This is a genomic window from Streptomyces sp. 35G-GA-8 (genome assembly GCF_023534745.1).
Lineage (GTDB): Bacteria > Actinomycetota > Actinomycetes > Streptomycetales > Streptomycetaceae > Streptomyces.
Genome location: NZ_JAMHJQ010000005.1, coordinates 144,361 through 160,094 on the forward strand (window position 1 = coordinate 144,361; position 15,734 = coordinate 160,094).

10 protein-coding genes are annotated in these 15,734 nt (G+C 70.3%); 1 reads left to right on the forward strand and 9 read right to left on the reverse strand.

Features of this window, described 5'->3' with window-relative positions:
• Positions 1-36: 36 nt before the first annotated feature.
• The 5 genes from M1203_RS12685 to M1203_RS12705 form a co-directional block, all read right to left on the reverse strand.
• Positions 37-1,080 (reverse strand): LacI family DNA-binding transcriptional regulator, encoded by a 1,044-nt coding sequence (locus tag M1203_RS12685; protein WP_249949733.1) that lies wholly within the window; start codon positions 1,078-1,080, stop codon positions 37-39.
• Positions 1,081-1,181: 101 nt separating this feature from the next.
• Positions 1,182-2,243 (reverse strand): ABC transporter permease, encoded by a 1,062-nt coding sequence (locus tag M1203_RS12690; RefSeq protein WP_249949734.1) that lies wholly within the window; start codon positions 2,241-2,243, stop codon positions 1,182-1,184.
• Positions 2,240-3,214: an ABC transporter permease gene (locus M1203_RS12695; protein WP_249949735.1), complete on the reverse strand. Its 975-nt coding sequence runs from the start codon at positions 3,212-3,214 to the stop codon at positions 2,240-2,242. Before M1203_RS12695 ends, M1203_RS12690 begins: the two co-directional genes overlap by 4 nt.
• Complete coding sequence (locus tag M1203_RS12700; protein WP_249949736.1) at positions 3,211-4,857, reverse strand: sugar ABC transporter ATP-binding protein; 1,647 nt, start codon at positions 4,855-4,857, stop codon at positions 3,211-3,213. Before M1203_RS12700 ends, M1203_RS12695 begins: the two co-directional genes overlap by 4 nt.
• 150 nt (positions 4,858-5,007) lie before the next feature.
• Complete coding sequence (locus M1203_RS12705) at positions 5,008-6,093, reverse strand: ABC transporter substrate-binding protein (protein ID WP_249949737.1); 1,086 nt, start codon at positions 6,091-6,093, stop codon at positions 5,008-5,010.
• 571 nt (positions 6,094-6,664) lie between these two features.
• Between M1203_RS12705 and M1203_RS12710 the strand changes: the two genes are divergently transcribed.
• On the forward strand, positions 6,665-9,010 hold the full coding sequence (locus tag M1203_RS12710; protein ID WP_249949738.1) for an AbfB domain-containing protein: 2,346 nt from the start codon (positions 6,665-6,667) through the stop codon (positions 9,008-9,010).
• An 82-nt stretch (positions 9,011-9,092) separates the two neighbouring features.
• Here the strand turns inward: M1203_RS12710 and M1203_RS12715 are convergent, their stop codons facing one another.
• The 4 genes from M1203_RS12715 to M1203_RS12730 form a co-directional block, all read right to left on the reverse strand.
• Positions 9,093-12,395, reverse strand: coding sequence for a LamG-like jellyroll fold domain-containing protein (locus tag M1203_RS12715; protein ID WP_374402807.1), 3,303 nt, complete (start codon positions 12,393-12,395; stop codon positions 9,093-9,095).
• A 184-nt stretch (positions 12,396-12,579) separates the two neighbouring features.
• Positions 12,580-13,755 (reverse strand): epoxide hydrolase family protein, encoded by a 1,176-nt coding sequence (locus tag M1203_RS12720; RefSeq protein ID WP_249949740.1) that lies wholly within the window; start codon positions 13,753-13,755, stop codon positions 12,580-12,582.
• Positions 13,756-13,874: 119 nt separating this feature from the next.
• Positions 13,875-15,023 (reverse strand): winged helix DNA-binding domain-containing protein, encoded by a 1,149-nt coding sequence (locus M1203_RS12725; protein WP_249949741.1) that lies wholly within the window; start codon positions 15,021-15,023, stop codon positions 13,875-13,877.
• 90 nt (positions 15,024-15,113) lie between these two features.
• Positions 15,114-15,698 carry a snapalysin family zinc-dependent metalloprotease gene (locus M1203_RS12730; protein ID WP_249949742.1) on the reverse strand — a complete coding sequence of 195 codons (585 nt, stop codon included), beginning with the start codon at positions 15,696-15,698 and terminating at the stop codon, positions 15,114-15,116.
• Between the last annotated feature and the right edge of the window lie 36 nt (positions 15,699-15,734).

A 15,734-nucleotide genomic window follows, 5' to 3' on the forward strand; every position in this document is an offset into this window, starting at 1 on the left:
GCGTACGGACACGCCCCGGGGTCCCGCCGCCGCGTTTCAGACCTGTCCCGTCCGCCCCGGGTCCAGGGTCCTTCGGGACGCGGTCGATTCGCGGACGACCAGGCGGTAGCCGGGGCGGGGCCTGCGGGGTTCGGCCACGGGCTCGCCCGAGAGCCGTTCGACGAGACTGTCGACGGCGAGCCGGGCGATGGTCTCCTTGTCCGGGGAGATGGTGGTGAGCGTGGTGGCGCCGTACCGGCTCTCCTCGATGTCGTCGAAGCCGACGACGGCGACATCGGCGGGGATGCGCAGACCGCGTTCGGTGAGCGTGCGCATCGCACCGATGGCGATGAGGTCGTTGTAGGCGAAGACGGCGTCCGGCCGCTCCCCTCGGTCGAGGAGCGCGGCCATGGCGGCGGCGCCGTCCTCGCGCCCGTAGCCGTCGGTGACGATCACCAGGCTCTCGTCGGGCGCGATGCCCGCTGCCGCCAGTTCCTCGCGCCAGCCACGCAGCCGCAGATGCGCCGGCTGGCGTTCACGGCCGGTGCGCGAGCCGAGGAAGGCGATACGGCGGTGGCCGCGGTCGAGGAGGTGCCGCACGGCCGCGCGGGCCGCCGTGACGTTGTCGATGGCGATGTGGTCGTACGGGGCCTCGTACTCACGCTCCCCCAGCAGCACCAGGGGCGCGGTCTCGGAGCGCGCCATCAGATCCTCGGTCTCCAGGTGGATCGGGCTGAGGATGAGTCCGTCGATCACATGCGAGCGGAAGCCCTGGCAGACCAGCAGCTCGTTCTCGCGCAGCCCGCCGGTGTGGTCGACCAGCACGGTGTAGTCGTGCCGGGCCGCGGCGTCGACGACCGCGCCGGCCAGCTCGGCGAAGTACGGGTTGCCGAACTCGGGTACGGCCAGGGCGATGATGCCGGTGCGCCCTTTGCGCAGATGGCGTGCGGTGAGATTGGGCCGGTAGCCCAGCTCGTCGATGGCCCGCTGCACCTTGGCACGCATCTGGGGTGTGACGTGCTGATAGTTGTTGACCACGTTCGACACGGTCTTGATGGACACGCCCGCCCGTTGCGCAACGTCCTTGAGGCTGACGCTCACGGCACTCCTTGACTCGACAGGGAACCCGGCCCCGGTGAGGTCCGGGGCCCCGGGGTGGCCGGGTGCCGGTGGCCGGACGGCCACCCGGAACCCGGCGTGGTTCAGGTGGTTCTGCGGCTGCGCGCCAGATAGCGCTGTGCCACGACGACAACGATAAGGAAGCCGCCGCTCACCACCGACTGGTACGAGGAGTTGAGCGAGCCGATCTGGTTGATCAGATTCTGGATGACGGCCAGCAGCAGGACACCCCAGAGCGTGCCGCTGATCGATCCGGCCCCACCGACGAGGAGCGTGCCGCCGATGACGACGGCGGAGATGGCGTCGAGTTCCATGCCGACGCCGACGATGGTGACACCCGATGACAGCCTGGCCGCGTTCAGCGCGCCGGCGAGTCCCGCCAGCAGTCCGCTGAGCGTGTAGACCAGGATCTTGGTACGGGCGACGGGCAGCCCCATCAGCGCGGCCGCGTCGGCGCTGCCGCCGACCGCGAACAGCGACTGCCCGAACGAGGTCCGTTGCAGCAGCAGCCCGCCCGCGCCGAACAGCACCAGGGCGATCAGGAGGGGGTATCCGAAGCCCCCGACGCCGCCCTGCCCCAGCTCGGCGAACGCGGAGTCCTTGGGCACCAGATAGGTGGTGGCGCCCTCGTCGGTGAGGGCGAGCAGCAGACCGCGGGCCGCGAGCAGCGTGGCGAGCGTGACGATGAAGGGGGCCATTCCGGCGCGGGCGATGAGGAAGCCGTTCAGCAGCCCGATCGCCCCGCACACCAGCAGGGGCACCAGCAGCGCCGTGAAGAAGCCCCATTGAGAGGCCCAGGCCGCGAGCACACCCCCCAGCGCGAACACCGATCCGACCGACAGATCGATTCCGCCGGTGATGATGACCAGGGTCATGCCGAGGGCGACCACGGCGAGGAACGACGCCTGGACGGTCACGCCGCGGGCGTTGTCGAGGGTGGCGAACGTCGGGTAGACGAACGAGGCGACGAGGATGACCGCGAGCAGGACCGCGAGCACGCCCTGACGCTGCACCAGCTCGGCGAGACGCTGCTTGAGGGGCGTCTCGGCGGCCGGTACCGCACGAGGAGTCTCGCCGCCGGCCGGCGCGGGGGTCTTCTTCGGCGCCGGGGCGGGAGCAGGCGGGGCGGGTGTGGTTTCGTTCATCGGGACCGACGCTCCCGGGCGACATAGACGGCGGCGATGATGATGGCCGCCTGGGCGATCTGTGCGGTGGAGTCGGGCAGGTCGTGCTTGACGAGGGTGGCGCGCAGCAGCTGCATCAGCAGGGCGCCGGCCACGGTGCCCAGGACCCGGACGGAGCCGCCGTTCAGCGGGGTTCCGCCGACCACGACCGCCGTGATGGCGGAGAGCTCCATGAGGGTGCCGAGCGAGGAGGGATCGCTCGCCGTCAGCCTGGCCGTGGCGAGGATGCCCGCCAGGGCGGCCAGCACCCCGCAGAGGATGTACACACCCATCAGGACGCGTTTGACCGGCAGTCCCGCAAGAGAGGCGGCCGACCGGTTGCCCCCGACGGCGACGATCTGCCGGCCGAAGGTGGTGCGCCGTACGAGGAAGGCGACGGCGACGGCGAGCACCCCGGCGATCAGCACCACCAGCGGGACACCGAGGAAGGATCCGGTGCCGAGCGCGAGGACGTCGGGGTTGATGATCTGCTTGAGCTGGCCGTCGGCCATGACCAGGGCGATGCCCCGGCCTCCGACGAACAGGGCGAGGGTGGCGACGATGGGCTGCAACCCGATCAGTGAGACCAGTGTGCCGTTGACGGCGCCGACGACGGCTCCCGCGAGCAGGGCCACGACAAGCCCCGGCACGAGCCCGTAGCCGAGATAGAGCGGGAGCAGCGCGGCGGCGAGCGCCATGGTCGAGCCGACCGACAGATCGATGCCCTCGGTGCCGATGACCAGGGCCATGCCCAGCGCCACGATCACGATGGGCGCGACCTGCACGAGCTGGGTGCGCAGGTTGTCGGCGGTCATGAAGTGCTCGGTGAACAGCGCGTTGAAGAGCAGGAGCACCGCCACGGCGGCGTACACGCCGTACTCCTGGTACCAGGCGGGGTCACGGAGCCGGGCCAGGGGGCGCGCCCGGGTGGGGGTGAGGGTGGCCTGGGTCATCGCGGGTCCTCCTGTGCGGCCGGGGCCTGCTGCGCGGCCGGGGCCCGATGCGCGGCCGGGGCCTTCCCTTCTGGCACCGGCGAGTGGTCGGCGAGCACTTCGAGCAGCTGGCTCTCGCCCACGTCATCGCCGGACAGTTCACCCGCGACGGCCCCGCCGCGCAGGACAACGATCCGGTCGGCGCCCTCGATGAGTTCCTCGATGTCCGAGGAGATGAGCAGCACGGCAAGGCCCTCGCGGGCGAGCTCGTCGACAAGGCCCTGGACCTCGGCCTTGGCGCCGACGTCGATGCCGCGCGTCGGTTCGTCGAGCAGGAGGACCTTGGGCTCCAGGCAGAGCCAGCGGGCCAGCAGGACCTTCTGCTGGTTGCCGCCGGAGAGTTCACCGACCTTCTGTTCGGGACCGGCGGCCTTGATCCGCAGCCGCTTCATGAAGATGTCGACGACGCGGTCCTGCTTGCGCCGGGAGACCACTCCGGCGCGGGAGAGACGGGGCATGGCGGCGAGCACGATGTTCTCGCGCACCGAGAGGCCTGGAATGATTCCCTCCGCCTTGCGGTCCTCGGGCAGCAGGCTGATGCCCGCCCGGATCGCGCCCGCGGAGGTCAGCCGGCGCAGTCCCCGGCCGCCGACGGTGAGTTCGCCCCCGTCCAGGCTCAGCGCTCCGGCCAGGGCCTTCGCCGTCTCGCTGCGCCCGGAGCCGAGGAGTCCGCCGAGGCCGAGCACCTCCCCGCCGTACAGCGACAGGGAGACGTCCTGGAGCTGGTGGCGGCGGGTGAGGCCGTGGGCGGTGAGTACGGGAGTGCGCTCCGCGTCATGTCCCTCGGCGGCGAAGCCGGTCACGCCGTCGCGCCGGACCTCGGCCATGTCGCGGCCGAGCATCATCGAGACGAGTCGCATCCGGCTCAGCTCCGCGAGGTCGCCGGTGTGGATGTGGCGGCCGTCGCGCAGGACGGTGACGCGGTCGCAGATCCGGTAGAGCTCGTCCATACGGTGGCTGACATAGATCACGGCGATGCCCTGGGCGCGCAGGTCGGCGATGACCCGGAACAGGGTCTCCACCTCGCGCGGTTCCAGGGAGGAGGTGGGTTCGTCCATGACGACCACCCGCGCGTTGACGGAGACGGCGCGGGCCAGCGCGACCATCTGCTGGGTGCCGATGCCCAGGGTGTGCAGCGGTCGGCGCGGGTCGACATGGACACCGAAGCCGTCGAGCAGTTCCGTGGTCTCGCGGTGCATCCGGCCGAAGTCGATGAGGCCGAAGCGGTTCTTGGGCTCACGGCCGAGGAAGATGTTGCGCGCCACGCTCATCAGCGGGACGAGGTTCACCTCCTGGTAGATGGTGGAGATGCCCGCCTGCTGCGCTTCGAACGGCCGGGCGAACCGTACCTGTTGACCGGTCATCCGTACCTCGCCCTCGTCGGGCCGGTACACACCGGTCAGGACCTTGATGAGGGTGGACTTCCCGGCGCCGTTCTCGCCCACCAGGGCATGGGTCTCGCCCGCGCGCAGGGAGAAGGAGACGTTGTCGAGCGCGACGACGCCCGGGAACCGCTTGCTCACCGCGTGGGCTTCGAGCACGGTGTCGGCCGTCGGCGGAGTGGTCCCCGCCGGCGCCTGAGCCGCTGCTTCGGGTGGTGCCATGGGTCTTCTTGGCCTTCCGCTGTTCCAAGGGGTGGGCCCGGGACCGCCGTGGCGGGTGGGGCGCCCCGGCGGCCGTGGAGCGGGGCAGTCAGTGCTCCTCGCCGCCCGACGAGGGAGTCGGTTCCCTTCGCCGGGCGGCGAAGGGGTCGGTCAGAACGCGCCGCCGAGGGACGCCTTGGCGTTGGACTCGTCGTACGCGCGGTCCGCGATGATCACGTTCTCCGGGATCTCCTCGCCCGCGTAGAACTTCTGCGCGGTGGCGAAGGCGAGCGGTCCGAAGCGCGGGTTGGACTCGATGACCGCGTTGTACTCCCCGTCCACCAGCGCCTGGACGGCGTTGCGGGTGCCGTCGACCGAGACGATCTTGACGTCCTTGCCCGGCTTCTTCCCGGCCGCCTTGAGCGCGGTGACCGCGCCGAGACCCATCTCGTCGTTCTCCGCGTAGACGGCGGTGATGTCGGGCTTGGACTGGATGAGCTGTTCCATCACCTGCTGGCCCTTGTCCCGGGCGAACTCGCCGGTCTGCTGGGCGACGATTTCGAGGCCGGGTGCCTTGGCCTTCACCTGGTCGACGAAGCCCTTGGTGCGGTCCGTGGTGACGTTGTTGCCGGACGCGCCGAGGAGGATGGCGACCTTGCCGCTGCCGCCGGTCGCCTTGATCATCGCGTCGGCGGCGCGCTTGCCCTGCTCCACGAAGTCGGAGCCGAGGAAGGCGACATAGTCCTCGCAGGCGGTGGAGTTGACCTTGCGGTCGATGGTGAGGACGGGCACCTTCTTCGCCGCGGCCGCCTTGAGCGCCGGTTCCAGCCCGTCCGAGTTCAGCGGCGCGACGATGAGGAACTGGGCGCCCTGGGACAGCATGTCCTGGATGTCGCTGATCTGCTTGGAGAGCTGCGACTGCGCGTTGGTGGTGAGCAGCTTCTTGACGCCGACCTTGGCCGCCTCGTCCTTGATGGACTGGGTCTCGGCGATACGGAAGGGGTTGGCCTCCTTCTCCGACTGGGAGAAGCCGACCACCGCGTCCTTCAGGTCCAGCTTCGGCGCGCCGTACGTCTGCAGCGAGCAGCCGGAACCGGACGTGGCGTCGGGGGTCTTGGCCGCCTGGGCACCCTGGCCGCTGTCACCGCCCGCGCTGTCGGTGGTCTCCGACTTGGAGCAGCCGGCGACGGCGAGCGCGGCGGTGGCGGCGAGCATGCAGGCCACGGTGAGAGTGCGGGATCGACGCTGGTTGATCATGCGCGGGACGCTCCTTGGCGGGATGACGGCACTCCGGTCGGGTGCGGTCGGGCAGGGGCAGGGCATCGACGGGGCGGGGAACGGCACTGAACGGTGGCGCTGAGCGGTGGCGCTGAACGGTCATCAGCCGCGTCAGGGCTTGATGACGCCGCGTCCTCGCGCCCCGGCCGCCGGCGGTGGCGAGGGCGGTCGTGAGAGAGTCCGCACCGCCTGTCGGCGGCTCGGTTTACAACGTTATATAGGCGCTGCGGCGCAGGCGGCAAGAGAGTTGTCGATGCGTTTCCAAAATGTGTCGGCCACGCGCACCCGCACGGGGGATGCCGACCGGGCGGGCAGCGGGCGCCGGGTTCCGCGAGGAACCTGGACACTCCTTCGACGGCGTGCTGTCATACCGCCGACCCTCAATCTTCCAACGTTGCAAGCGAGTTGCCCCCACGAGTTGCCCCACACAGGCACAGCGAGCCGCGCCACGAACCGGACCATCATCCGCACGACCGCCGCACGACCACCCGCACCGCTCCCCCACGCCGGTTCGGCCGCGGGGAGCGTCATCCGTGGAGGAGACATACCGATGAAGCGTGTGCCCAGCCCCGGCCGCCGGCCGTGGTGGAGACGTCTGACGGCCGCGACCGGCCTGCTGACGCTGGTGGCGACCGCTCTGGTGGGGGGCGCTACGACCCCCGCCCAGGCGGCGCCCTGGACGCCGAAGCCCGCTCCGATGACCACGCCCTGGACCGATCAGGTGCCCGTCGACAATCCGCTGCCCGAGTATCCGCGCCCTCAGCTCACCCGCCCCGACTGGTCCAATCTCAACGGCATCTGGGACTTCGCGGTGACCGGCCGTGACGCCGGCCCGCCGTCGGCGTACCCGGACCGGATCCGGGTTCCGTTCGTCGCCGAGTCCGCCCTCTCCGGTATCCAGCGCAGAATCACCGAGAACGACAAGATCTGGTACAAGCGCGCCTTCACCGTCCCCGCGGACTGGACGGGCCGCCGGGTCAAGCTCAACTTCGGCGCCTCCGACTGGGAGACCACCGTCTGGGTCAACGGCACCCAGGTAGGGGCGCACAAGGGTGGGTACGACGCGTTCTCGTACGACATCACGCCCCGGCTGAACGGCGGTACGAACACCGTCGTGGTCTCCGTCCACGACCCGACCCAGACCGGCGGCCAGGCGGTCGGCAAGCAGCGGATCAATGAGGTGAAGCCGCATCCGGGCGGAGGCATCTTCTACACGGCGGCGTCCGGCATCTGGCAGACCGTCTGGCTGGAACCGGTCGCCGCGGCCCACATCACCCGTCTCGACATGACGCCGAACCTGGGCGACAGCACGCTCCGGGTGACGGCACGGGCCGCCGCGGCGAACGGCCGCGGCGTCCGCGTGACGGTCTCCACCGGCGGGAACGTGGTCGGTACGGCGACCGGCGCCGCGGGCGCGGAGCTCTCCGTATCCCTCGCGAATCCCCGGCTCTGGAGCCCGGAGGACCCGTTCCTCTACGACGTGCGGGCCGACCTGCTCGACGGCGCCACGACCGTCGACTCGGTCGGCGGCTACGCGGGGATGCGGTCGATCGCCACGGCGAAGGTCGGCAATATCCTGCGCCCCGTACTGAACGGGAAGTTCGTCTTCCAGACCGGCACCCTGGACCAGGGCTACTGGCCGGACGGCATCTACACCGCACCGACCGACTCCGCGCTGAGGTCGGACCTTCAGGCGCACAAGGACCTGGGCTTCAACATGGTGCGCAAACACATCAAGGTCGAGTCCCAGCGCTGGTTCTACTGGGCGGACCGGCTCGGGCTCCTGGTCTGGCAGGACATGCCGGCGATGGACACCGGCAAGAGCCCCGACACGGCGGCCCGCGCCCAGTGGGAGACCGAGTACCGCGCGATCATCGACCAGCACCGCAGCTCTCCGTCCCTGGTCATGTGGGTCAACCAGAACGAGGGGTGGGGACAGTACGACCAGGCCAGGATCGCCGACGAGGTGAAGGCGTACGACCCGTCCCGACTGGTCAACAACATGAGCGGGGTCAACTGCTGCGGCTCGGTCGACGGGGGCAACGGGGATGTGATCGACAACCACATCTACGTCGGGCCGGGAAACACCGCCCCCACCGCCACCCGGGCCGCCGTTCTCGGCGAGTTCGGCGGGCTCGGATACAGGGTGCCGGGGCACGAGTGGTATCCGGGCGGCGGCTTCAGCTACGAGGACCAGCCGAGTCTGTCCGCGCTCGACAACCGCTTCGTCGGTCTGCTCGACAGCATCCGCGTCGGTCAGCTGCCGGCGGGGCTCTCCGCCTCGGTCTATACGGAGATCACGGACGTGGAGAACGAGGTGAACGGCCTGCTCACCTATGACCGCCAGGTGGTCAAGGTCGACGCCGCACGGGTCAGGGCGGCGAACCAGGCGCTGATCCAGGCCTCGCGGACACCCGCCCCACCGGTCGTCCTGCCCACCGGGCGGTACACCTCGCTGCGGGTCACCACCCCGGGCCACACCGACAAGTACCTGCGCCACTACGAGCAGCTCGCGTACACCGCGGTCGTCGACGGCGGCAGCGCCGGGCTCCTCAAGAACGACGCGACCTGGAAGGTCGTCACCGGCCTCGCCAACAGCAACTGCTATTCGTTCGAGTCCCGCAACTACCCCGGCGAGTATCTGCGGCACCGGGACTTCCGGGTCCGGCGGGACGCCGACGACGGCTCGGCCCTCTTCAAGGCCGACGCCACCTTCTGCACGGTCGCGGGCACCGGCGGCGTGCGCCTGTCCAGTGCCAACCTCCCCGGCAGCTATCTCCGTCACATCAACTCCGAAGTGTGGCTGGCCACTCCCGGCGGCGGTCACGCGTGGGACAACCCGGCCACGTTCACCGAGGACACCACCTGGGCGGTGGAGGCCCCATGGGCGCCCTGATCCGGGCCTCCGCGGGCCGTGTGTGAGGTCCACGGAGGCGGCCCGGCGGCGACAGCTCCGCCGCCGCCGGGCCGGTCGGGTGTTACGGCTGTTCGCCGTCGTGGAGCGTGCTCACCTCCGCCGCGGTGAGCGCCTTGTCGTACACCCTCACCTGGTCGACCGAGCCGTTCCAGAAGTCGACGTTCCCGCCGTTCCACTTGGCACGGCCGACGGAGAGCGGCCCGGTGCTGACATCGGCGGGGCCCGCCGGGGCCGTCGCCGCGAGCGTGCCGTCGACATACAGCTTCAGGTCGTCACCGTCACGTACGCCCACGAGGTGGTACCACTTCCCCGTCTCGGGCCTCATCTCCAGACGGGCGCGGTGACCGCCCGGGGTGCTGAAGGCGAACGCGCCCTGGCCGTACTGGAGATAGAAGGGATTCTCCGTCCGCCGGCCGTCCTGGCTGACCACCGTGGCGTAGTTGCCGGGAAGCGAGTCGAGCGTGGCCCACGCGGACACCGAGTAGTTCTCGGTGGTGTCGACCACGGGGCCGCGGGTCTCGGCGTACTGCCCCTGTCCGTTGAACCTGAGTCCGGAACCCCGTACGCCGGGCGCCCAGGCGGTGCCCTCACCGAGGGTCAGGGGCGCCTTGTTGGGACCGCTGTCCTGGGCCGTCGTGCCCTTGTTCTCGTCCAGCGACCAGGCGGCGCCGCCCTTCAGCCGGTCGCGGTCACCGGCCGCCGCGCCCGCCGCGATGACCTGCTGATTGATCTGCCGCACCTTCCCCGGATCGACCTTGATCTCACGACGGTCGTAGGTCCACAGCCCGTTGAGCTCGTTCTCCAGATCGCTGACCTGCGTGTAGACGGAGCCGGACAGTTCCGCGCCGGCCGCGGCGAGATAGTACGTCCGGGTGTTCTCCACATACTTCGCCGTCAGCGCGGCCTTGTCCGGGACTCCGCTGTAGATCGCCGCGGGAGCGCCCGGCCACATGTGTCCGGCGGTACGGAGTGTGAAACCGCCGTGCTCACCGTCCATCGCGGCGCGGTGGTCGGGAAACGGCGCGTCGTTGTTCAGGTAGTCGTGGTGGTCGATGATGTCGCCCTTGCCCGAGTCGCCCTTGGACGAGCAGCAGTTGACCCCGCTGTGAGCGTTGACGACGCGCGAGGGGTCGTCGGCCCGGACGGCCTCGGTGATCTTCCCGGTCTCCACCCGGTCCCACTCGCCCCAGCCCTCGTTGAAGACGATCCAGCCGCCGATCGAGGGCGCGTTGTGGAGCTGCCTCATCATCTCCTTGCCCTGCGAGAGGAACGCCTGCTTGCCCTGATCGCCGCTGATGTCGCTGGAGACGAAGTCCTGCCACACCAGCAGACCGAGCCGGTCGGCGTGGTAGTACCAGCGAGGTGACTCCACCTTGATGTGTTTGCGTACCGCGTTGAAACCGAGGTCCTTCTGCGCCTTCAGGTCGAAGGTGAGCGCGGCGTCGCTGGGCTGGGTGTACAGCCCGTCGGGCCAGAAGCCCTGGTCCAGCATGGCGAGCGAGAAGAACGGTTTCCCGTTGAGTACGAGCTTCTGGTAGCCGCCGACCTTCTCGACACGGAGGGAGCGCATTCCGAAGTAGCTGTCGACGCGGTCGGTGGACCGGCCGTCCGTCAGGCTCACCTGGAGGTCGTAGAGATACGGGTCGTCCGGCGACCAGAGGCGCGGGTTCCTGACCGGCAGGGTCAGCGAGCGGTTGGCCGGGCCGGTGACCGTACCGACGACCTTGCCCTTCGTGTCGCGGGCGACGGCCTTGATCCGGGCGCCGGGCGAGGCGTCGGCGGAGTTGACGGTCAGTGCGAGGGTGCCCTTGTCGATGTCGGGGGTCGTGGTCAGGGAGTCCACCGCGGCGGGCGCGACCGGCTCCATCCAGACGGTCTGCCAGATGCCGGAGGACGGGGTGTAGACGATCCCGCCCGGGTTGGTGGACTGCTTGCCCTTCGGCTGATTCGGTCCGGTGACATCGGTGACCGCGACGATGATCTCCTGGGGACCAGGGCCCTTGACCGCGTCCGTGATGTCGGCGGTGAACCCGGTGTATCCGCCGGTGTGTTCGGCGACCTTCTCGCCGTTGACCCAGACGGTGGCCTGGTAGTCGACGGCGTCGAAGTTGAGCCTCAGCCGCTTGCCGCCGTCGCGGCCCTTGCCGATGGACCAGTTCTCCGGCACGGTGACGAGCTTGCGGTAGAACATGTGGTCCTCGTGCCGCTCAAGACCCGAGAGTTGGGACTCCACCGGGAACGGCACGATGATCCGCTCCCCGAGCCGCTTGCCGAAAGCCGGCTGCTCGCCCTCGGTGGCTCCGGCGAACTCCCAGGGGCCGTTGAGGTTCTTCCACTGATCGCGCACCTGCTGCGGCCGGGGGTACTCCGGCAGCGGGTGGTCACGGTCCAGCTTGTCGCCCCATGTGGTGGTCAGCCGGTGCGTGGACCGGTTCTTGGCGCTACGGCTGATCTCGGGGACGGTTTCCCCGCCCGCCCGCAGTCCTCCCGCACCGTCGTACACGACGCGGACCCGCTGTCCCTTCTGGACCGGCGCGGCCAGCGTGACGATCAGGGCCTTGGGATTGCCGGCGGCCCTGGCCACCGATTTCACCGGCATCGGTGAGGTGTCGGCCTCGATCTTCAGATGGTCCTTGACGCCGCCGGTGTTCTCGACCTTGTCGTCGAACGTCGCCTGGAGTCGCCTGCCGTCCTCGGCCACGCTCAGCGCGACCGGGTAGACCTCGAAGTCGGCGGGCGGTGTGAACGCCTCCTCAGGGACGATCTGCTTCTTCAGGTCCTGGCTCGCCCAGCGCAGGAACATGTTGGCGCCGCCGGTGTCCTGGAACATCTCCAGCCGGAACTCATGGGGTTCGCCCGCGGTCAGCGCGATCGGCTCGCTGTGCTGCTCGACATCCCAGTCGGGCTGCCAGTGGTCGATGACGACCTCGCCGTCGACGGAGAGCCTGAACCCGTTGTCGCCTATCGCGGAGAAGGTGTAGTCACCGGTCGCGGGGGCTTCGATCTGCCCCGTCCACCGGGCCGTCGTGTGCTCGGTGCGCCCGGTCGTGGACTCGAACGTGCCGGTGAGACCAGGGAAGTTGATCTCGGGGTCCAGCGCCACGCCACCGAGCTCGGCGAAGTCGCGAGCGCCCGGCGCGGACATGCGGAAGTACTCCCCCTTCAGGCCGTGCACCTCGGTGGCCGGGTCGTCGGACGCGAAGGCGGTAACGGGCGCGGAGGCGTTCACGGTCGTGGAGGCGGCACCGGCGGCCGGAGCGGCGGCGGCCGCCGGGACCAGGGTGGCGCCCACGGGCAGCAGCAGCGCGGCGGCACACGCGAGAGCTCGAAGCAGCGTTCGGGGGCGAAGTCGTTGTCGTCTCAAGGCGTCGTCCTCGTCGAAGGGACAGAAGTGCCTCGCACCCGCGGGATGCGGCGGCACACAGTCGAACATTGAGCCACAGCCCCAAACACATAACAACAGTCGTGCACCCACATTTTCAACGATGAAAAGAGACCGACGCCGCATGCGCATGCCGGTCCGGCGGGCGTGCGGAGTGCCGGCTGTCTCAGTCCGTCGCCGCCGCCCGGAAAGGGCGGAAGAACGCGCGCAGTTCCTCCGCGTACAGCTCCGGCTCCTCGAACGGCGCGAAGTGCCCGCCGTGCGCGGGCTCGGTGACGCGCACGACGTTCGCCGTGCGTTCGAGCCACGCTCGCGGCGGGCGGACGATGTCGCCGCGGAAGAGCGAGAAACCGGAGGGCACTTCGACCCGGCGGGTGAGCTGCTCCGGCGGGATCGCGCCGTTCGCGTGGTACATGCGCATCGACGAGCCGATCGTCCCGGTGAGCCAGTAGAGCGTGACGTTCGTGAGGATCTCGTCCTTGGTGAAACGCCGTTCGACGTCTCCGTCGCAGTCGCTCCACGCCCGGAGCTTCTCGACGATCCAGGCGGCGAGCCCGGCCGGTGAGTCGGTGAGCCCGAAGGCGGCGGTCCCCGGCTTCGTGCGGTGGATGGCTCCGTAGGCGCCCTCCGTCGCCCCCCAGGCCGCGACGTCCTCGAACCAGGCGCGCTCTTCCGGCGCGAGCTCCGCCGGGTCGCCGGTGAAGACGGGCAGTCCCCCGTCCATGCGGTGGACGGCGACGACCCGGTCCGGGTGGTCGAGCGCGAGGTAGCGGCTCACGTGACTGCCGATGTCCCCGCCCGCCGCGCCGAAGCGCGCGTAACCGAGGTCTCCCATGAGTTCGGCCCACAGACCGGCGACGGCGATGGAGTCGAGCGGCCGGCCCGTGGGGCGGTCGGAGTACCCGTAGCCCGGCATGTCGGGCACGACCACGTCGAACGCGTCGGCCGGGTCGGCGCCGTGCGCGCCGGGATCGGTGAGGAGGGGGATGACCTTCGCATAGCGCCAGAACGAGTCCGGCCAGCCGTGGCTGAGGACCAGCGGCAGAACGGGTCCGGTCGGCGCGGTGGCCCGGACGTGCGCGAAGTGGATCCCCAGGCCGCCGAGCCGGACGCGGAAGCGGGGCAGCCGGGCGAGCGCCGCCTCCTGCGCCCGCCAGTCGAAGCCGTTCGCCCAGTAGGCGACGAGCTCGCGGAGATAGGCGAGGTCGGTGCCGAGCGACCACCCGGCGTCCTCGGGCGTATCCGGCCAGCGCGTCGCACGCAGCCGCGCGCGGAGGTCATCGAGTGCCGCGGGGGTCGTCCGCGGGGTGAACGGCTCTGGGCGAGGCGGGGCATCCGGCATGGAACGCACCTTACAAGCCGCCTCGCGCGCCCTTCCGCGAACGCGCTGACCAGGCGCCCGAGCCGGCCGTCGAGGTACCCCCGGCGCTCATCCGGTCATCCGCTCAGTCGCTCATCCGCTCAGTCGCCGGGGAGCAGCCGCGTGTCGGCGCCCGGCATTCCCTTGGCCCACCAGTGGTCATAGCGTCCGTAGGCCCTCGGATCACGGGCGGCGAGGAACGAAACGAGCGAACCGGCCTCCGCTGCCAATCCCTCCCAGACATGGCCAGGAAGGGGATGGAAGGCGGTGGCCTCGATTCCACCGTCGACGGGACGCCAGACGCCGGCGACGTGGCCATCGACCAGCAGCGTGGGCAGCACATCACCGTTCACCCGCGTCACGTGCTTGCGGTAGGCGGGTGGGATGACGCGGCCCCGGTCGGCGTAGGCCAGCAGCGTGCTGTCCCACATCGCCATCAGTCTGGGTGGAGCGGGGGTGTCCTCGGCCGGCCGAGGCGCGCCGGGGATGTCGTACATCACCGTGCCGTCCGGGCCTTCCAGTTGCTCGAACTCGTCGGCGAGCGCGTTCACCGCCGTTCTGACCCGGGCCCGCCCCACGAGCGCGAACTGCGCGATGTCCGCCACCGACGCGGGCCCGAAGCCCTCCAGGTAGCGGCGTATCAGGGTGCGCAGACTTCCGTCGGCGACATCGGGATCCGCCAGGACCGGCCGCGTGCCCGCCGCGACGAACGACGGCCTGGTCCGGAACGACCAGGGCCCGCCGGTCGGCGCGTGCCACAGCGGCGCGTACTGCCGCAGCATCCGCTGGGCCGCCGACTCCATCGGGGCGCCCAGCCGCGCCTGGAGCCAGCCGCCCAGTTCGGCGGGGGTCCGCGCCTGGTCGGCGTATTCGAGGAGATCCGGGAGCAGTACGGTGGCGTCTTCCGCGGTGAGCCCGGATGCCCTGAAGCGCGGGTCGCCGAGCCTGGAGCCGCGCAGCGTCGGCTCCATGGCCTCACGGAAGGTCCGGTAGTCGTCGGCGTGGACCGCGTGCAACGTGAGTCGCATCAGCGTCGCCTTGACCGTCCGGTGTCCGGCGAGGGCCGCGTCGAGGCCGGCCGGATCGAAGCCGCTGAGTCTGTTCCACAGCGCGATGTACGGCGAGGCGGGCTGCTGCGCCTGAAGGGCGACCACACGTCGCACCGCGTCCGCGACGTCGAGCGATTCACGCCTCAGCAGCAGTTGTCGGGCGAGGGTGGCTCTGTTGAGTGCCTGCGCGGTGATTGTCATGCCGGGATTCTCTCGCGCCGCGCACGCCCCGGAACGCGATGCGCGCTCCGGGGCATACGGCCGCCCCCGTCGGTGGTCCCGCGCCGGGTGTCAGTCCACGAGCATGACGTTGAGCGGCACCGCTCCGGCCGTCGGCGCGAACGCAGCGCCGAAGTTGCCCTCGACCTCCGCCTCCTCGGCGGCGTTCGGGTAGGGGTTCGTGCAGGAGATTCCGGCGGTGGAACCGGACATCAGGCTCGAACACGGCCCGGGCTTGCGGTCCGGCAGGCCCAGGATGTGGCCCAGTTCGTGGGACGAGATACGGACCGTGTTGTAGCCCTGGTCCACGGCCTGCCGTCCGATGTAGACGGTTCCGTTGCCCAGTGAGGTGGTGATGGCGCGGGGCCAGCCGTTGTCCGCGAGGACCCGTATGTTGGCGCGCTGGCCGGCCGCCGAGGGCCGCAGTTCGACAGAGTCGACAACCTCGTTCCAGATCGCCGCGCCCCGGTCGACCGCGGACCTGAACTCCGCGGAACCGCTGGCGTCGTAGGTGACCACGCGGGCGGCCGAGGCCGTGTCGGCGGCCGAGGCCCTGTCCGTGTCCGCGGCAGGGGCGGCGACGGCCTGACCACCCACCAGGGAAAGGGTCAGGGCGGATGCGGCGACGAGCCCGCGGGTCAACTTGGGGACGTGCATGGTCGACCTCCTTGGGGGAGAGATGGGACGGTCATG